This is a genomic window from Desulfobacterales bacterium (assembly GCA_029211065.1).
Lineage (GTDB): Bacteria > Desulfobacterota > Desulfobacteria > Desulfobacterales > JARGFK01 > JARGFK01.
Map to the genome: position 1 here is coordinate 17,004 of JARGFK010000010.1, position 19,005 is coordinate 36,008.

Consider the following 19,005-nt stretch of genomic DNA (forward strand, 5'->3'; position numbering starts at 1 on the left):
CCTCCTGTTACAGCCACTTCTTACGTTTAAAATAAATCAGCATCAATCCAAACACGGAAATCATGATGATCCAGAGGATCGGGTAGGCCCATTTGAACTCCAGTTCCGGCATGTATTTGAAATTCATTCCATAAACCCCTGCCAGAAAAGTAAGGGGGATAAATATGGTGGCGATAATGGTCAGCACTTTCATGACTTCATTCATTTTATTGCTGACGCTGGACAGATAGATGTCGAGCATGCCCGAGAGCATGTCACGATAGGTCTCGACTGTATCGATGACCTGGATGGTATGATCATAGACATCCCTGAGATACAGAACCACATCTTCGTGGACCAGGCTGTATTCTCCTCTGACCAGGGCGCTGATGATTTCCCGCAGGGGCCAGACCGATTTTCTTAAAAAGATCATTTCCCGTTTCAGATTCTGGATTTGATGGAGCGTTTTAGGCTGGGGGTCTGTAATGACTTCTTCCTGGAGGGCTTCCACCTGCTCCCCGATTTCTTCGAAAAGATGGAAATAATGGTCCACAATGGTATCGATGAGGGCGTACATCAGGTAATCAGACCCCTTGGTGCGGATATGTCCCTTCCCTTTGCGAATTCTTTCTCTAACAGGGTCAAACACATCCTCTTCAAACTCCTGGAGCGAGAGGACGACACCGGGCATGAGTATCAGACTCAGTTGTTCATGCTGGATGCGCTTGCTGTTTTTTCCGGTGTATAGCATCTTTAAAACCATGAAGAGATAGTCTTCATAGTCATCCATCTTGGGACGCTGCTCGGTGTTGACGACATCTTCGAGGAGCAGGGGATGCAGGTTGAACTGGCTGCCCAGATTTTCGATCATCGTCAGGTCGTGGATGCCGGTAACGTTGATCCAGGTAACCGAATCACTGGTTTTAAACGGCAGGCAGTCCTTGATGGTCCCCACTTCTTTTTCAGCCAGATCGGACCCATTATAATCGATAATTTGGATTTTGACCTTTTCAACTTTTTCTGCGCCGACATACATCAAGGTCCCCGGCGACTGGCCGGCTTTTTTGCGGGCGGATTTTATGATGAACATGGCCGTCTCCTTATCATTTAAACTAATTGTTTTTAAAGCTAAAATTATAAACAAAAGAATTTTAAAAATGCAAGCACTGTTTTTTTCAGGCCCGTGTGGTCGCGTTGAAAACCGGTGTTTGAACAGCCAGGGAACTAAAGCCATCATGTCATAAACCCCTTGATTTCATAAAAAACATGGCTAAAAGCGGCCAAGATCCTTGAATTCACAATGCAACATTAGGGTAAAGTTGACAGGGGATACCCTTTGATATATTTCTATTCGAGAGTTTCAACCTGTTTTAAGCGGTGTCCTGTGCAGCGCCCTAAAAATAAACAATACTTGCCATGGATCATATGAAATCTGTTTTGCAAACGCCGGCTCCCGGGCAACATCTGTTAATGTTTCGCGGCGACACCCTCGAATTCAAGCTTTCCCTGCCGACCCCCCAGAAAGGAACCGCCTGGATTCGAACCAATATCGGGCATTCGGATGTTGCCCGTGGGGAAACGCTGGCGGCTGTGCGGGAGAATATTCCCGCCCTGGACAAGGACTGGTTTGATATCGCCATGCGGCCGGTTGATGATCGGACCTTTGGCGCCCGGCTGCCCCTGACTGAAGTCGGTCATTTCGAAGCCAAGTGCTTTTTTTTAAAAGACGGCGAAACGGACCCGGTCTGGCCGGAGGGCCCCAACACCGGCATCAATGTCGAACCGGCCCATACCTGCTGCGGGAATATCATCTATAACGCTTTTGTGAGACAGTTTGGCGCCAATAAAGCGGCGGCGTCGAGCAGTCCCGTCAATGAAGACTGGATCAAGGCGCTGGACAGCAGCGGTTATACGGTCATACCCAAGTCCGGCACGTTTCGAGATCTGATCAGAGAGTTGGACTTTATCGTGGGGACGCTCGGATGCCGGATCCTTCAGCTGCTGCCGGTGCACCCCGTTCCCACGACCTATGGCCGCATGGGGCGATTCGGCAGCCCCTATGCCGCCCTAAGCTTTACGGCGGTTGATCCTGCCCTGGCGGAGTTCGATTATCACGCCACCCCTCTGGAACAGTTCATCGAGCTGATTGACGCCGTGCACGCACGCTATGCCAGAATTTTTATCGACATCGCGATAAATCATACCGGTTGGGCGGCCAGTCTACACGAGACGCACCCCCAGTGGTTGTCAAGGGATCCGGACGGACGGATTGAAGTTCCCGGGGCCTGGGGGGTCAGTTGGGAAGACCTGACGAAGCTCAACTACAGCCACAAAGACCTGTGGCAGTTCATGGCCGATGTATTTTTGACCTGGTGCCGGCGGGGGGTGGACGGCTTTCGCTGCGATGCCGGGTACATGATTCCGGTTCCGGCCTGGAAATATTTGATTGCAGCGGTGCGGGAGCAGTTTCCCGATACGGTATTTCTGTTGGAGGGTCTTGGCGGCAAGATATCGGTTACACGGGAGCTGCTGAATACGGCCAATTTCAACTGGGCCTATTCAGAGCTGTTTCAAAACTATGACCGGGGCCAGATAGAGGGGTATTTGCCCGGCGCCATGGAGATTTCCGGAAGCGACGGCGTCACGGTCCATTTTGCCGAAACCCACGACAACCCGAGGCTGGCAGCGCAGTCTCATGGCTATGCCCGCATGCGAACCGCCCTCTGTGCGCTTTTTTCTCATCAGGGCGCTTTCGGATTCAGCAACGGGGTGGAATGGTTTGCCGCAGAGAAAATCGACGTACATGGCGCCGCTTCGCTCAATTGGGGGGCGCAGCCCAACCAGATCGATCTGATCGGGCGGCTCACGACCCTGCTGACCGTACATCCGGCTTTTTTCAATGGAACCCGCCTGGCGCTCATTCAAACGGGAGAGGGGAATGTCCTGGCGCTGCTGCGGCATCATGGGCCCAGCAACAGGCGGCTGATCATCCTGGTCAACCTGGATGTGGCGCAACGCGGCCGGGTGTCCTGGGATCCCTCCCGGGCGAAAATGGCAGGCGGCGCCTGCTGGGACCTGATGACGGGAGCGGCTGTTGAGATAAACCGCAAAGCGGGAATGGCCCACTGTGGTCTGGAACCCGGACAGGTTATCTGCCTTTCCGATGAAAAAAGTGATCTGGCGCTGTTTATCCAGACCCGGCCAACGTCTTTTGCACTGCCCCCGCTGATTCTGAACCAGCGCCTGCGGGCCAAGGGCATCGATGTGTATGGCTTTTATCACGGTGTCCGGGATCTGGCGGAGTTTGATCCGGATGGGGCTGCCGGCCGGCTGGCCCAGGACCCCTTTGAATTTTGCCGCAGCCTGAACCCGGACAGCCAGGAGCCCCGGGTGGTTAAATGGCAATGGCCCCAGGACGCCAAACGGGAAGTCATGATCCCGCCGAACCATTTTCTGCTGCTCCAGGCGGCCGTTTCCTTTCGGGCCGAAGTGCTGGAAAGGGATCGGGTTTTACGGTGCGAAGAGAGTCTGGTCCGGAGCGATGGAACCTTTTTTGCTTTATTGACACCGCTTCCGCCCCAAGAAAATCATCGCCGCCTGACTGTAAAACTGTCTCTTTATGCCGACGGACGGTGTGAACATGTCGAAGCGCGGCTGCTGTTGCTGGCAAGGGCCGGCAGCGTATCCATAAAAAATAGTTTAAAACGGTCCGACCTGGTGGACCAGCCGGCGCTGCTGCTGCAAACCAATGGCTGCGGCGCCATGCTGCGGGCTTCGATTCGGTGGGGCGAGCTGCGCAGCCGGTATGACGCCCTGCTGTCGGCCAATCTGAACCCGGAATATCCAGAAGACCGCTGGGCCATGCTGGCGCGGTATCGGATCTGGCTGGTGTATCAGGGGTATTCCCAGGCGGTGAATGGCGACTGTTTCGATTCGTTCTACCGGGACGGTGATTCCACCGGCTGCTGGCGCTTCTATGTGCCGGCCGGCCAGGGCCAGTATACGCTCCTGACGATACAACTCCAGATGGTCTCTGGAAAGAATGCGGTCAGAATGATTTTAAACCGGCACCCTGCCGGGGATGCTGCCTCCAGGCTAACGGACGGCAAGCCTGTCCGGCTGATTGTGCGGCCGGATATCGAAAGCCGGAATTTCCATGAACCCGCCAAAGCATTCAAAGGGCCGGAAAATATCTGGCCCAAGGCGACCACCCCGCATTCAGATCATTTTTTGTTTTCAGCGCTGCCGGAGCACCCCCTGCGGGTTCGGATTTCCCGGGGCGAGTTTGTGTGGGAACCGGAGTGGCAGTACATGGTATTCCGGCCGGCTGATGCCGAACGCGGCCTTGATCCGGATTCGGACCTGTTCAGTCCGGGATATTTCCAGACCGAACTGAAAGGGGAAGACCAGGTGGAGTTGACGGCCGTGGTGCTCGATTCGTCCCGGGGAACCGCGGGGCTCCTAAAAATTCCCGGGGCCCCTCCCGTTCAAGCCTGTTTTGAAAAAGAAGAGACCTTCTTTAGACCGATTGATGATCTCACGGCCGCTTTAAGGCATTATGTGGTCCGGCGGGGCGATCTTAAGACCGTGATTGCCGGATACCCCTGGTTTTTGGACTGGGGCCGCGACGCCCTGATTTTTACGCGCGGTTTGATCGCGGCCGGTAAAACCGCCGAGGCCCGCGATATTATCAAACTCTTCGGGCAATATGAAGAAAACGGCACCCTGCCCAACATGATCCGGGGGGCTGATGCCGGCAACCGCGACACGTCTGATGCGGCGCTGTGGTTTTTTACGGTTTGCGCCGATATGGTCCGGGCCGAAGGCAAAGAATCCTTTCTGGATGAACCCTGCGGCAATCGCAGCGTCCGCCAGGTTTTGATAGCCATGGTCCGATCGCTGATGGACGGGACCCCCAACGGCATCTGTATGGACCCGGACTCGGGGCTCCTTTTCAGCCCCTCGCATTTTACCTGGATGGATACCAACCATCCCGCGGGAACACCCCGGGAAGGGTATCCGGTTGAAATTCAATCCTTATGGATTGCGGGGCTTTTGTTTCTGGCTCAAATCGATGCGTCTAAAGCCGGGGGGCGATGGCAGCAGTTGAGCCTCAAAGCGCGTTCGTCGCTCCTTGAGCTCTTCCCGCTGCGGGATGAGGGCTACATGTCGGATTGCCTGCACGCCGGGCCCGGCACACCTGCGCGTCAGGCCAAACCGGATGACGCCCTTCGGCCCAACCAGCTTTTGGCATTGACGCTGGGTGCTGTCGGCGACGACACCCGTAGCCGCAAAATTTTGTCCGCCTGTGAAGAACTTCTGGTCCCCGGGGCGATCCGCAGCCTGGCGGACCGGCCGCTGAAGTTTCCCCTGCCGATTGTCCATCAGGGGAGAGCCCTCAACGACCCCGGCCGGCCCTATCAGGGCAAATATGCGGGTGATGAGGATCTACAGCGCAAGCCGGCCTATCACAATGGAACCGCCTGGACCTGGATGTTTCCCAGTTTCTGCGAGGCCTGGGTGGCGGTATACGGCGATAACGCCAGAGAAACGGCCCTGTCGTGGCTGTCCAGCAGTTCTGCGCTGCTGCATCAGGGATGTGTGGGCCACCTGCCGGAGATAATAGACGGCGATTTTCCCCATATCTCCCGGGGCTGCGATGCCCAGGCGTGGGGTGCCAGCGAATGGGTGCGGGTGTGGATGAAATTAAAGGCATCATAATTTAAAAACAAACAATTGAATCCTTTCCCGCCCTGACGGGATTGACCCCTGGAACCCTTTTTCACGACTTGATTAAAGTAGTGTAGGCAAAGGAATTTTATGTTAGTTTCGCCTGACGATAAACTGTGATATACAATATTAATTTTGACACATTTGTAAAAAGTCCCAAATCCCGTCATGCCTGCGCAGGCAGGCATCCAGAACCGTTTAAAATCAATGGATTCCCGCTTTTGCGGGAATGACGATGAAGGCGCATTTTCGACTTTTTACGAGACCATCCCAATTTTGGAACATTATATATAGAGGTGCTTGATACATGAGTCGATTACAGACATTTCAGGTGTTTCCTTGCATTCCGGAACCCCTTTCATTTATAGAAGAATTGTCCCGCAACATGTGGTGGAGCTGGCAATATGATGCCAGAGAACTATTCCGGCGGATAGATCCGCGCTTGTGGAAAGGCGCAGCTCGCCGAAATGCCGTACTTTTTTTAACCCTGGTCGACCCCCGTCGATTTGAGGAACTGGCCAAGGACAACAGCTTTTTAGCCTATCAGCGCCGGGTTCAAGAACATTTTCAAAGCATGGTCTGTATCCCCCGGGAACAATTTGCGACCACACTGGGCCCGGAAGGAAAAATTGTCTATTTTTCCATGGAGTTCGGAATCCATGAAAGCCTGCCGCTGTATGCCGGCGGTCTGGGAATCCTGGCCGGCGATCATTTGAAGGCTGCTTCGGACAGGGTGCTTCCCATGGCAGCGGTGGGGCTCTTGTACCGCCAAGGATATTTTTCTCAATTTCTCAACCAGGAAGGCACCCAGCAGGAAGAATACCCGGAAACGGATTTTTTTCATCTACCCATCGGACGGGCAAAAGATCCGCTGGATAAAGAGCTGTATGTGTCCATTGCCGGCCCGGACGGTGAGATCCAAGCGGCCGTATGGAAGGCCCAGGTTGGTTGCGTACCCCTTTTTCTGCTGGATACCAATCTGCCTGAAAATTCACCCGATATCCGCAACATTACGTCGACGCTTTATGCCGGCGACGCCAGAACCCGATTGGCCCAGGAGATGCTGCTGGGAATAGGGGGCATGCGCGCTCTGCTGGCCATGGGGATTAATCCGGCGGTGTGCCATATGAATGAGGGGCATTGCGCTTTTGCCGGCTTGGAGCGGCTGGCGCATGTGGTGTCGACCTACCACGTTGATTTAAAAACCGCCTGGGAGATCGTTTCCCGGACCAATGTGTTTACCACCCACACACCGGTCATGGCCGGACATGATGAATTTCCGGCCGATATGGTCCGGCCGTATCTGGAACCGCTCCAGACGCGGCTGGGCGTTTCAAAAGATGAGATCCTGTCCTGGGGACAGGCGGCCGGTTCCGGTCCGAATGGACCCCTGTCAATGTTCGTCCTGGGGCTGCGCCTGTCCCAGGACCGCAACGGTGTGAGCCGGCTGCATGGCCAGGTAGCCCGCAGAATGTGGGCCCATGTCTGGCCCGGCGTACCGGAGGATGAAGTTCCCATCAGCCACATTACCAACGGGGTGCATGTTCCCTCCTGGATTTCCTACGAACTGGCGCTGCTGTTTGAGCGCTACCTGGGATCGGACTGGGACAAGCACGCTGAAAATCATGATATCAGCAAGCGCATCGATGAAATCTATGCGGAAGAGCTTTGGCTGGCCCATGAAATGAACCGCACCCGCCTGATACGCTTCTGCCGGGAGCGGATGCTTCAACAGTACGGCCGTCGCAATGCGCCCAAAGCCATGATGGAGGATGCGGAATCGGTTCTGGACCAGGATATTCTGACGATTGGATTTGCACGCCGCTTTGCAACCTACAAACGGTCGTATTTGCTGCTGATGGATACCGACCGCCTGGAAGCGCTGATAACTTCCAAGACCCGTCCCATCCAGTTTGTTTTTGCGGGCAAGGCCCATCCCAAGGATCAGGAGGGCAAGGATTTGATTAAACTTCTGATTCATTTCGGCCGCAAGGCCTCCGTTCGTCACCGGTTTATCTTTCTGGAAGACTATGACCCCAATATCGCCCGGCATTTGATTCAGGGTGCGGATGTCTGGTTGAACACGCCCCGGCGGCCATATGAGGCCTGCGGTACATCGGGGATGAAAGCGGCTTTAAACGGGGTGCTGAACGTGAGCGTGCTGGACGGCTGGTGGTGTGAGGGATATTCGGAAGACTGCGGCTGGAAGATCGGCAACGGAGAAGAGCATAGTGATATCGCCTACCAGGATGCGGTGGAAAGCCAGGCGCTTTACAACATATTGGAAAACGATGTGATCCCCTGTTTTTACGAGCGTAAAAACGGGGATGTGCCGCTGCGATGGATGAAAATGATGAAAGCTTCCATGAAAATGGCCATCGAAAAATTTTGCAGCCATAAAATGGTGGATGAATATGCCCGCAGGTTCTATCAGCCCGCCGCAGAGCGGTTCCAAACCCTGATCCAAAACGAGGCTGCCGAAGCCAAACGCCTGCGGGATTGCCGGGAGCGGCTAAAAACACATTGGGGCAAGATAAAAGTCCATCTGCCGGCCAAAGAGAGCGAAGGCCCCTTTCGGGTCGGTGAAACGTTAAAGGTAACAGCGGCCGTCCATCTGGGAGAACTCCGTCCGGATGAAGTGGATGTGGAGCTTTATTACGGGCACCTGAAGTCGCTGGGCCTGCTCAAGGACGGTGCAACGGAACCGATGTTCATGACGGAAGAGCGCGGCAACGGCGATTACCTGTATAGCGGTGTCGTAACCTGCAACTCTTCCGGGCGGTTCGGGTTTACCGCGCGGATCACGCCGCAAGGGGACGATTTGACCAAGTTCTCGCCCGGGTTGATTACCTGGGCCTGAAGCTAAAACCCCAATTGAGCGAAAGTCGAGGGTGCTCCGGCTTCAAGGCATTTTGTCTACGCTCATTCAGGGTAAAGGGAAGTATTTGTGGATAATGCTTTACGAAATAATCCGCGTGTTCTGATTGTAACGCCGGAGGTCACCTACCTGCCCGACCGGATGGCAAGCCATGCCGGTTTCCTGACAGCCAAGGCCGGGGGTCTGGCGGATGTGTCCGCCGCCCTGATCAAGGCCCTTTTTGACCAGGGCGCGGATGTTCATGTGGCCATGCCGGATTACCGTTCCATCTTTGCGGACCGGCTGGCCCCTTTTTTAAAGAAAGAACAGAGCGACATCCGCAAAGTGATGCCGGACGACCGGATTCATCTGGCCGAAGACAGGGCCTTCTTTTACCTGAATCGGGTATATTCCGATTACGGCGAAGAGAACACGAAGCTGGCCATCGCATTTCAGCGGGAAGTCATGAACAATATCATTCCCCGGGTCCAGCCGGACCTGATCCATTGTAACGACTGGATGACCGCGTTGATACCGGCGATGTCGCGCCGCCTCGGCATTCCCTGTCTCTTTACCATCCATAACATCCATACCGTCAAAAGCACCCTGGCCTATATTGAAGACCGCGGGATTGATGCGGCTTATTTCTGGTACCATCTGTTTTACGAGAAAATGATCTATTCTTATGAGGACGCCCGCGAATCTGTTCCGGTTGATTTTCTGGCCAGCGGCGTCTTTGCGGCCCATTTTGTGAATACCGTCAGCCATACTTTCCTACAGGAAATCGTCAACGGCAAGTTTGCTTTTATATCCGAACCGCTACGCCGCGAGCTTGCCAACAAGTTTTACGCCGGCTGCGCCGTCGGCATCTTAAATGCGCCCGACCCGGTTTTCAATCCGGAAAGCGATATCCATATCGCCTATCGCTATGGGAGCAGCGACCATGCGGCCGGCAAACGGAAAAACAAGCTTTTCTTGCAAAAGAACCTGGGATTGATCGAGGATAAAAACGCGCCGCTCTTTTTCTGGCCGTCACGCCTGGACCCCATCCAAAAGGGGTGCCAGCTGCTGGCCGAGATTCTCTATCGGGTTGTTTCAAACTACTGGAACCGGAACCTGCAGATCGTTTTTATCGCCAATGGCGATTATCAGCGGATTTTTAGAGACATCGTTATTTTTCATGGCATCCATAACCGGTTGGCTGTGTGTGATTTCAATGAAGAAATGGAGCACCAGGCCTATGCTGCGGCGGATTATATTCTGATGCCCTCTCGCTTTGAGCCCTGCGGGCTTCCCCAGATGATTGCGCCCATTTACGGCGCCCTTCCAGTGGCCCACGATACCGGCGGCATCCATGATACGGTGGTTCATATGGATGCGGAAAACAGCAGCGGCAACGGCTTTTTATTCAAGACTTATGATTCCGGCGGCCTGATGTGGGCCATCGATCAGGCCATGGGCTTTTACGAACTGCCGGCAAAGGTGAAGCAGAAACAGATCTCCCGGGTCATGCAGCAAAGCGCCCAAACCTTTACCCATGCGGTTACGGCCCAGGAATATATCGCGCTTTACGGAAAAATACTCCAGCGTCCGCTGCTGGAGACAGCTCCCAACGGAGCCCTTTAAAAAGTGGTCAGTGGCCGGGGATCGGGGGGCAGTTCAACGGCCGTGGTTCTCATAAAATTAAATACGAAACCCTAATCCCGATATGAATAACCGCCTATCTCAAAAATTACTGGAACTCGATCCGCTGCTTAAGCCGTATGCGGCCGTTCTAAATCACCGCCTGGAAAAAATCGATGCCGCCGAAAAAAAGTTGACCGGGGGAGAAATGACCCTGGCTGATTTTGCATCCGGCCATGAATATTTCGGGCTGCACCGGCATCAAAACGAATGGATTTTTCGTGAATGGGCGCCCAATGCGCGTGCGATCTTTCTGGTGGGCGACCTCAGCAGCTGGCAGGAAGAACCGGCGCTGTCCTTACAGCGCATCGCTGACGAAGGGGTTTGGGAAATCCGGCTGCCGCCGGACCGGCTGCGGCACGGCGACTTATACCGACTGCGGATTTATTGGGCCGACGGCTCCGGGGACCGGATTCCGGTCTATGCCCGGCGAGTGGTGCAGGATCCCGAGAGCTTAATTTTTAATGCCCAGGTGTGGCAGCCGCCCGACCCGTATTTGTGGCAGTGTCGAAACTTTCTGCCGCCGACTGGTGCGCTGTTCATCTACGAAGCGCATGTGGGTATGGCCCAGGAGGAGGGCCGGGTCGGCACCTATCGGGAGTTTACCGAAAAAATTCTGCCCCGCATCGTTTCAGCCGGCTACAACACCCTGCAGCTCATGGCCATTCCGGAGCACCCCTATTATGCCTCGTTTGGATATCATGTTTCCAGTTTTTTTGCCGTATCTTCCCGCTTCGGAACACCGGCGGAACTCAAAGCGCTGATCGATGCGGCCCATCTGTCCGGGATACGGGTCATCATGGACTTGATTCATTCCCATGCGGTCTCCAACGAAGTGGAAGGCCTCAGCCGGTTTGACGGAACCCCCTATCAGTTTTTTCACGAGGGCCAGCGGGGCGTTCATGCTGCCTGGGATTCCCGCCTCTTTGACTACAGCAAACACCAGGTGCTCCACTTCCTGCTGTCCAACTGCCGTTACTGGCTGGATGAATACCGGGTGGACGGTTTTCGGTTTGACGGCATTACCAGCATGCTCTACACGCATCACGGTTTGGGAAAGGCGTTTACCTCCTACAACGATTATTTCGGCGATGATGTGGATGAAGACGCCCTGGCCTATCTGGCGCTTGCCAACCGGGTGATTCACGCTGTGCGTCCGGACGCGGTCAGCATTGCCGAAGATGTCAGCGGCATGCCGGGTCTGGCCCTGTCGCAGGCGGACGGCGGGTTTGGGTTTGACTACCGTTTTAACATGGGAGTACCGGACTACTGGATCAAATTGACCAAAGAGACCCGTGACGAGGCCTGGCCCATGGGGCAGCTGTGGCATGAACTGACCAACCGGCGGGGGGACGAACACACCCTCAGCTATGCCGAATCCCATGACCAGGCCCTGGTGGGCGACCAGACGCTGATATTCAGGTTGATCGGCCAAGCCATGTACGATCATATGCAGGCGGGGGATCCGCATATGGGAGTAGATCGGGGCATGGCGCTGATCAAGCTCATCCGCCTGATCACCATGACCCTGGCCGGCGGCGGTTATCTCAATTTTATGGGGAATGAATTCGGACACCCGGACTGGATTGATTTTCCGCGCCAGGGAAACAACTGGTCGTATCATTATGCCCGGCGCCAGTGGCATCTGGCGGATGACCCGAACCTGAAGTATCAGTTTCTGTTGCGTTTCGACCGTGACATGATCGCTCTGGCAAAACAGTTCAGACTGCTGGAGACGCCGGAAATACAACTGCGCCATGAGCACAGCGATGATAAAATACTGGCGTTCAGCAGGGCCGGTCTGCTGTTCGTGTTCAACTTTCATCCGGCCGGTTCCCGTGCGGACTATCGCATCGGGGCGCCGCCGGGCAAATATGTGATGGTGTTTGACAGCGATGCCGCCATATACGGCGGGCACGGGCGGGTCGCCCCGGACCAGTTTCATTTTACCCTGACGGACAATGAGAAGATGGACAACCATTACCTGAGCCTTTATCTGCCGAACCGCACGGCCATTGCCCTGAAGCTGCTTTAGAACAACTTGCGGGGGTAAGCCCCACGAAATAGAAATGGCGCTTTAATACCGAAGAAAGGAACAACCCATGCGCGTCTTAAAAAGTATTTTTGATGACAACAGGAAATGGGCGGAAAATACAAAAAAATCTGATCCCGATTTTTTCGCGAATCTTTCAAAACAGCAAACCCCGGCGTATTTATGGATCGGCTGCTCCGACAGCCGCGTGCCGGCAAATACCATTACCGGTCTGCCGCCGGGTGACATATTTGTCCACCGCAATATTGCCAATGTCGTGATTCATACGGATTTGAATTGCTTGTCCGTTTTGCAATACGCCGTCGATGTGTTGAAGGTTAAGCACATCATTGTTTGCGGCCATTATGGCTGCGGCGGGATTAAAGCGGCCATGGGGAACAAACCCTATGGGCTGATTGACAACTGGCTGCGCCATATCAAGGATATCTATCGCTATCATGAAGCAAAACTCAACGCAGTCAGTGATGAACAAAAAAAATTCAATATGCTGTGTGAACTCAATGTGATTGAACAGGTGGCGAATGTGTGTCATACGACTATTGTTCAAAACGCATGGCGGCTTGGACAAGGACTGGCGGTGCATGGGTGGATCTACGGTATTGATGATGGGATATTAAGAGACCTGAATGTGTGTATCACGGGCCCGGACGACATAAACCCTATTCACAAGATGGCTTAACGGAAGAAGTAGGAATAATTCGAAAATGATCCTGATCAGTCTGATTCAGAACATTGCCATACTGGTGGCGTTCAGCGTATTGCACCAGATGGTTTTGCGAAGGCGGGAAAAGGGCACACTGCCGTACCAGATTCTTTCAGGGCTCCTCTTTGGCGGGGCGGGCGTCGTGGTGATGGCGACGACGTTTCAATTTGCGCCGGGCATCATCTTTGACAGCCGGTCGGTCATCCTGAGCATTGCGGGGCTGTTCGGCGGTCCAGCTGTTGCCGCTGCGGCCGCCGCGATCTGCGGTGCATTTCGCATCTGGCTGGGGGGGCCCGGCACCTGGGTCGGCATCATGGTCATCGCCGTATCCGCCTTGCTGGGAGTTGTCTTTCATTACCTGCGGGGCAAAGACGAACGCTATATGCATACCGGCTGGCTGGGCGGTTTCGGACTGCTGGTGCATATAATAGTGCTGGCGCTGTTTCTGGCCCTTTCCGGCGGTGTCGGATTCGAGGTGCTGCGTCGAATTTCTCTGCCGATACTCTTATTGTATCCTGCGGCAACCATATTGGTTTGTCGGATTTTTCTCGATCAGGAAGAACGCCTGTCGGCGGAAAAGGCGCTTTTAGAAAGCGAGGAAAAATATAAAATCCTTGCCGAAAGCTCTCAAACCGGCATTTATATCCATCAGGATGATAAGATCATATATGCCAACAACCGTTTTGCCGAATTGCATGGTTATGGCGTAGAAGAACTACTGAATATGAACTATTTTGATCTGCTGGATCCACATGACCGCGAGCGCGCCCAGGAAATTAAAGTGCAACGGCTCAGCGGGGGGGACGCCCCGCAACGCTATGAAGTCAAACGGATCAGAAAAGACGGCAAGACTTTATGGTGCGAAACGGTTGCGGTCCGCATCGAATATCAGGGCAAACCGGCCATCATGGGAAACATCGTTGATATTTCCGAACGCAAACTGGCAGAGGAGCAGCGGGATGGATTCGTCCTGAAGCTTCAGGAGGCGCTTTCCGAGGTGAAAACCCTGGGAGAGCTGCTGCCCATTTGCTCTCACTGCAAAAATATCCGCGATGACAAGGGGTATTGGAACAGAATCGAAGCCTTTATCCAGGAGCGTTCGGGGACCGAGTTCAGCCACAGCATCTGTCCGGAATGCGCCAAAAAGTATTATCCCGATTTTAAACTTTATGATGACTGAACAATTATGGGAATTGGCAAACTGCACGAAATATTTCCAACACGTTCGAGGATTGATTGAAGAACACTGCAGTCCCGCTTGGGCGGGACGGGGGATGCGCTCGCTGTGGCGGTTCATTACCGATCGAAAACAAAAGGGGCTCTCGCGCCATGACGGATGATGCAAAGATGAATGAGCGGAGGATACACCGGCGATATAAGGTAAAGGCGCAGGCATTTGCGGCGCTGGCTTCTCATTATCTCATCGGCCAGATAAAAAACATCAGCAAGGGGGGGATTTCGTTTACCTGCATCGCAAATGTTAAACCCGATTCACAAACATTCGAGATAGAGATATTCACACAGGACGACAAGTTTCATTTACGAGAGATACCTTTTAAGATCGTTTCAGCGGTTGATGTGGAAGACCGCATCCCTTCCAGCGCCCTGCAGAAGAAACAGATCAACGGGGTGTTTTTAGAACTGACCGACAGCCAGGTGTCACAACTGGAGTATTTTCTTGACAACTATATTTTGGCTGAAAATTGATCCTGTTGATCTGGGTTTTAATTATTGTTCGTACCAAAGAAATTGATCAGAATGGCGGCCAGCCGTGTTTCGAGAACGGTGTAGGAGTAATAGCGCTTTGCGATGGCATAATTCTGGTTGACCATTTTCTCGCGGCGTTCAGGAGATTTGAGCACTTCCTTTACTTTTTTAACGGTTTTTTTCGTCAGATATCCGTCCATGACCGCCAGATCAAATCCCCGGGGTTCAATGTCCCTTACAAAGATGGCGTAGCGATTGATCAGCAGGGGCTTTTTAAAATAAACCGCCTCCAGAAAAGCGTTGTCGAAGCCTTCGTACAAACTGGGATAGGTGATGAAATCGGCGTGGGGGTAGACATCCCAGAGGGACAGCCCCTTGTGGCGCTTCTCATGATCATTCAAGGGATCGGTAATCCGGGCCTTGACAATGCGAAGATCCACCCCGTGGCTGCGGGCTTCGGCTTTGAGCCAGTTCGCGTATTCATAGCCTTCATCCCCGGCCTCATGGGAGATGACCAGTTTAAAGCGTTTACTCTTCAGTTCCCTTACCAGCTCAATGGCATGTTCAATTCCCTTGCGCTGGACGATCCGGGTGGGTTGTAAAATGATGACGTCGTCAGGCGCCAGGCCGATGGATTCCCTGAACGTTTGCGTGCGTGCGCTGTCAACCCGGGGCGGGCTTTCAAATTCCAGGACATTGGGGATGATGACGGACGATATGCCGGTCCGAAGGGCCAGCTCCTCCTGGGCCGCGGAGTTGATGACGACGTGTTCAATATTGTGCAGGTTGGGGGGAAAGGCCATCCGCAGATAATCCCCAACGGCATTGATGGTGAACCGGACCCTTTCCCAGTAAAAATCATGATGATGGGCGATGGTGGGGATGAGTGTTTCCGCTATCGTTTCCGTAATGGCGATTCCCAGGGGGACATGCATGGGGATGGTCAGAACGTTTTCGGCAATGAGCAGGTCGATCCCGAACGTATCTATAAATTGAGTCAGTTTCTGTTTTAAGAGCGTTTTGAGTTCATGAATTGTGTCCGATGCAATGGGGCTGCGGGCCTTTTTGCCGAAGAGCTGTTCACTTAGCCATTCATTGCGTTCGTTTTTGAAATGCGCTTCCGGAACCATGAAGCTTCGCTCCGGCGCCCGGTCCAATTCACCGGCAAACCAGAAACAGTTGTGGCCGTTTCGCCGTAAAACAGCCGCCCATTTGCTGGATTCCATGGTGACGCCGTCGGTGCCGGCAAAGCGGGTGGAGACAAAACCGATATTTTTACCCATGCGATACCTTTTAAAACCTGAGCGTCCGTCTCAACCGGGCTGATAGACGGAGAGCTGAATATGATTCCTTTCCGAGGGTGTAAGCGGAAGGCCCTCGCACAAATGCGAATGGTTTTACCGGACAATCCATAATGCCATATCATCAAAATCGTTGACAACCTTGCGGGTGATGCTTCCCAGGCTATAATCCTCATCTGCAGAAAAGCCCTTTCTGCCCATGACGATCGTTCCGAAATCTCCCTTGCGGGCCGCTTTGAGGATGTCTGCGGCGGCACTGCGGCTGCCGTCGATTATTTTCGTACTGATCTGGCCGGGAGCAATGCCTCTGTCCAGAAGCAGACTTTCGGTCTTTTTCATGTTCGGCGCGATATCCTGTGCAGCAGCGTTTTTCCAAAGCGATTCCAGTTCGGCAGCGTTTTTTAAAAGTTCCTTGGGAACAAAACGCCTTAATTGCCGCTTGCTGTGGAAAAGGGTAATGCTGCAATCGGTTCCCGCAAGAATAAATCCGGCGTGATCTGCTGCCCGCAGGGCATTATCGGAGCTGTCGATTGCGATCAGAACGTTCCGGGATTTTATCGCGCCTTTGATAAGCCAGACCGGGCAGACTTTTGCGAATTCCAGCACTTTGCGGGCGGTTTCGCCCATAAAAAAGACTTCCAGCCGGCTCCGGCCACGGGTATTGACCACGATGGCATCCGATTGTTTGCTTGCGGCCCACCAGCAGATGTCATGGGCCGTTTCCTTTTCTTTTTTGCGGGAAACGGTTTCGATTCGGCTGGGACTGAACCCTTTGTCAACCAGTTTGGTTTTCGCTTCCGCCAGAATCGTTTCCGCCATCAGGCTGTTCTTTTTTTCAAGCTCTTTAAGCTTCCGGGCGGCATTTGGGTCTTTTTTACATTCATCTATCAGCAACGGCGGCAGCGAAGGCAGTATGTAAAGTAATACAATTTTTAAATCAGGGGCCGTACCGAAATACAGGTTCAAATAGTTCAGGGACCGAAGGGAATCACTGGAGCCGTCAATCGGTGTGATAATCATTTTCTTTGTTCTTTCCGCCATCAGAGGTCTCCTTAAACCTGAATAAATGCGTTGTGTTAATGATGCGGTTTGAATCCACATAATTAATTTTGCGGACTATTAAATCATGTCTTCGACGAATTGTCCAGAGCGGCTGGCGCCTTTTTTGGGTAATCTTCCCCCAGGAATTGAAAAAATGAGACGTCTGAAAGTTTGCGGGCATTGTACAAACCGAGCAGCAGCAGCAATGCCAGCGTGATAAAGTGCAACTCGGGGTGAACCAGCAGCATGCGGCCGATAAAATCCCATTGGAAGAGCCATACGCAGCCGATGGCCACACCAATCGTCCAGCCCAGCCGTTTTAGCGCGATGCGTTTGCCATCCCGGTCTATGGCCGTATAGGTCCGGTCGACAATGGTCGTCAACACCACCAGGGGCAGCAGCACCACATGCCCGGCGGGAGTGAAATGAAAATATTCCAGGATGGACACGGTCAGGGTCATCGAAACCGTCACCAGGGTAAAGATCACACTGAGCCGCGGGATTTTCAATAATTTTAAACCCGGCATAAGCGCCCGACCTCCGAAAGCGATAATGACCACGATAATGAATATGGTCATCGTCGTTCGCCAGTCGGCATATACGGCCGCCAGGGCCAGCAGGGTTGGGGTGAACGTCCCGATGGTTCGGATTCCCAGAATGTTTCGGGTAAATGTGGTTGCAAGGGCTCCCAGCGGCAGCAAAAGCAGCATGACCAGGGAAGACCGGGTGGAAAGCGGCAGCCTTGTGAGGTCAAAAACTTCTATAAAACGCTGCTCCGCGCTTCCCCTGAAACCGTGGGGGTTCTCGATATGGGTAATGGCATATTCCTGGGAAATCCGGGACCCATCCTTGATTCTTAGCATTTCGCTTCCGCCTCTTCGGACCGCAATGAAATTAGAAGGAAGCTCGTGGCGATATCCATTTTCAGGATCATACGGCAGCCAGGTATTATCCATGTAAGCTTCGATCCAGAAGTTCGGTTGGGCATCGGCCTTTTCAGAGAGCGCAAATCCGCTGATCAATCGGGCGGGAATTTTGCCGATTCGGCACAACGCAATCATTGTCCGGGCGCGTTCGAGGGCAGTCGCTTTTCGCTGCAGCAGCACATCGGCGACAGATCGGGGCGTGGTCGGGGCGGCAGCCGCTATTTTTTTCTCGCAGAAATCCGCTATGACGTCCAGGAGGTGGCGTTTATCGGTTTGGGCGGCAAACAATTTTTCAAACGCGGATTTCACCTGGTCGTTTTCAATCTGGGTCAGGGGATCATCACCGAGATAGAGTTCTCGGCCGGCGGCGGATAAGGTTTCTTTTTTCTGCGTCTTCTGCCGGTCTGCGGACGGGTCGCTGTAAAGTTGAAAGTCGGCTCTTAAATAAAACCGGCCAGGCTGGGGTGCGATAAACACGGCTTCGCGCAATTCACCGGCTTTGGGCCGCAAACGGGCCTGGCGCAGGCGGGGGTAGAAAAAATTTTGACCCAAATTTGGTCCGGGGGGAATCGACCGGCAGCGCCAGGTAAACCGCTGCCCCGCTCTGTTCCGCTTAGAAGTGGAACGCCAGCGTCATTTGCCAGACCTTGTCATGGAGCCGGGTGCCGCCGCGTTCCATCCATACGGTTCTCAGCGCAAAGGTGATGCAGCCGATTGCGATGAGGGCGCCGATGGCCGCCAGGGCGCCGGGGCGTTGTTTAATAAACGACATCGTTCTATCCGAAGGACCAAGCTGGATGATTAGGGGAAGCTGTCGTCCATCAATCATCAGAATCAAAGCATTTTAGACATTCTATGGCCGGTTGATTAAGTTAATGAAATGAACGAAAAAGTCAATTGTAAAACAGTCTAAAAATATTCTCCCGGCGCCGCCCTCTCTTTTATTCTGACAAATGCAACCAGGGCTCCATTTCCGTCCTGAAGTCGATTCTTAAATATTTATTTGATATCGGCTATCGTTATGA

General features: G+C 53.5%; 12 protein-coding genes. 7 read left to right on the forward strand and 5 right to left on the reverse strand.

Translation table 11 applies throughout. The features are described from left to right. Nucleotides 1–7 precede the first annotated feature (7 nt). On the reverse strand, nucleotides 8–1,069 hold the full coding sequence (corA, locus tag P1P89_03805; GenBank protein ID MDF1590618.1) for a magnesium/cobalt transporter CorA: 1,062 nt from the start codon (nucleotides 1,067–1,069) through the stop codon (nucleotides 8–10). Nucleotides 1,070–1,404: 335 nt separating this feature from the next. On the opposite strand from corA, the gene P1P89_03810 reads away from it, so the two are divergent. The 7 genes from P1P89_03810 (at nucleotide 1,405) to P1P89_03840 (ending at nucleotide 14,712) form a co-directional block, all read left to right on the forward strand. Next, nucleotides 1,405–5,700 (forward strand): amylo-alpha-1,6-glucosidase, encoded by a 4,296-nt coding sequence (locus P1P89_03810; GenBank protein MDF1590619.1) that lies wholly within the window; start codon nucleotides 1,405–1,407, stop codon nucleotides 5,698–5,700. A gap of 316 nt (nucleotides 5,701–6,016) precedes the next feature. Next, nucleotides 6,017–8,569, forward strand: coding sequence for an alpha-glucan family phosphorylase (gene glgP, locus P1P89_03815; GenBank protein ID MDF1590620.1), 2,553 nt, complete (start codon nucleotides 6,017–6,019; stop codon nucleotides 8,567–8,569). Nucleotides 8,570–8,656: 87 nt separating this feature from the next. Next, nucleotides 8,657–10,192, forward strand: a complete 1,536-nt coding sequence (locus P1P89_03820; protein MDF1590621.1) for a glycogen/starch synthase — start codon at nucleotides 8,657–8,659, stop codon at nucleotides 10,190–10,192. A gap of 82 nt (nucleotides 10,193–10,274) precedes the next feature. Continuing rightward, the gene (locus P1P89_03825) at nucleotides 10,275–12,284 is read left to right on the forward strand and encodes an alpha amylase C-terminal domain-containing protein (GenBank protein ID MDF1590622.1); all 2,010 of its coding nucleotides are present in this window, start codon (nucleotides 10,275–10,277) and stop codon (nucleotides 12,282–12,284) included. A 67-nt stretch (nucleotides 12,285–12,351) separates the two neighbouring features. Beyond that, nucleotides 12,352–12,981: a carbonate dehydratase gene (gene can, locus P1P89_03830; protein ID MDF1590623.1), complete on the forward strand. Its 630-nt coding sequence runs from the start codon at nucleotides 12,352–12,354 to the stop codon at nucleotides 12,979–12,981. 25 nt (nucleotides 12,982–13,006) lie between these two features. After that, entirely contained in the window at nucleotides 13,007–14,185 is a 1,179-nt protein-coding gene (locus tag P1P89_03835; GenBank protein ID MDF1590624.1) for a PAS domain S-box protein, read from the forward strand. A gap of 149 nt (nucleotides 14,186–14,334) precedes the next feature. Next, on the forward strand, nucleotides 14,335–14,712 hold the full coding sequence (locus P1P89_03840; GenBank protein MDF1590625.1) for a PilZ domain-containing protein: 378 nt from the start codon (nucleotides 14,335–14,337) through the stop codon (nucleotides 14,710–14,712). A gap of 17 nt (nucleotides 14,713–14,729) precedes the next feature. Here P1P89_03840 and P1P89_03845 read toward each other — a convergent pair whose 3' ends face one another. The 4 genes from P1P89_03845 to P1P89_03860 form a co-directional block, all read right to left on the reverse strand. Next, nucleotides 14,730–15,995, reverse strand: a complete 1,266-nt coding sequence (locus tag P1P89_03845; GenBank protein MDF1590626.1) for a glycosyltransferase family 4 protein — start codon at nucleotides 15,993–15,995, stop codon at nucleotides 14,730–14,732. A 114-nt stretch (nucleotides 15,996–16,109) separates the two neighbouring features. After that, nucleotides 16,110–17,054 carry a universal stress protein gene (locus tag P1P89_03850; GenBank protein ID MDF1590627.1) on the reverse strand — a complete coding sequence of 315 codons (945 nt, stop codon included), beginning with the start codon at nucleotides 17,052–17,054 and terminating at the stop codon, nucleotides 16,110–16,112. A gap of 83 nt (nucleotides 17,055–17,137) precedes the next feature. Continuing rightward, nucleotides 17,138–18,532, reverse strand: coding sequence for a 7TM domain-containing protein (locus P1P89_03855; GenBank protein ID MDF1590628.1), 1,395 nt, complete (start codon nucleotides 18,530–18,532; stop codon nucleotides 17,138–17,140). A gap of 61 nt (nucleotides 18,533–18,593) precedes the next feature. After that, nucleotides 18,594–18,752, reverse strand: a complete 159-nt coding sequence (locus P1P89_03860) for a hypothetical protein (GenBank protein ID MDF1590629.1) — start codon at nucleotides 18,750–18,752, stop codon at nucleotides 18,594–18,596. Between the last annotated feature and the right edge of the window lie 253 nt (nucleotides 18,753–19,005).

Excerpts from the sequence above, each read along its gene's own strand:
- corA (MDF1590618.1), bottom strand. The coding sequence starts at position 1,069 with ATGTTCATCATAAAATCCGCCCGCAAAAAAGCCGGCCAGTCGCCGGGG.
- P1P89_03810 (MDF1590619.1), top strand. The coding sequence starts at position 1,405 with ATGAAATCTGTTTTGCAAACGCCGGCTCCCGGGCAACATCTGTTAATG.
- glgP (MDF1590620.1), top strand. The coding sequence starts at position 6,017 with ATGAGTCGATTACAGACATTTCAGGTGTTTCCTTGCATTCCGGAACCC.
- P1P89_03825 (MDF1590622.1), top strand. The coding sequence starts at position 10,275 with ATGAATAACCGCCTATCTCAAAAATTACTGGAACTCGATCCGCTGCTT.
- can (MDF1590623.1), top strand. The coding sequence starts at position 12,352 with ATGCGCGTCTTAAAAAGTATTTTTGATGACAACAGGAAATGGGCGGAA.
- P1P89_03835 (MDF1590624.1), top strand. The coding sequence starts at position 13,007 with ATGATCCTGATCAGTCTGATTCAGAACATTGCCATACTGGTGGCGTTC.
- P1P89_03840 (MDF1590625.1), top strand. The coding sequence starts at position 14,335 with ATGACGGATGATGCAAAGATGAATGAGCGGAGGATACACCGGCGATAT.
- P1P89_03845 (MDF1590626.1), bottom strand. The coding sequence starts at position 15,995 with ATGGGTAAAAATATCGGTTTTGTCTCCACCCGCTTTGCCGGCACCGAC.
- P1P89_03850 (MDF1590627.1), bottom strand. The coding sequence starts at position 17,054 with ATGGCGGAAAGAACAAAGAAAATGATTATCACACCGATTGACGGCTCC.
- P1P89_03860 (MDF1590629.1), bottom strand. The coding sequence starts at position 18,752 with ATGTCGTTTATTAAACAACGCCCCGGCGCCCTGGCGGCCATCGGCGCC.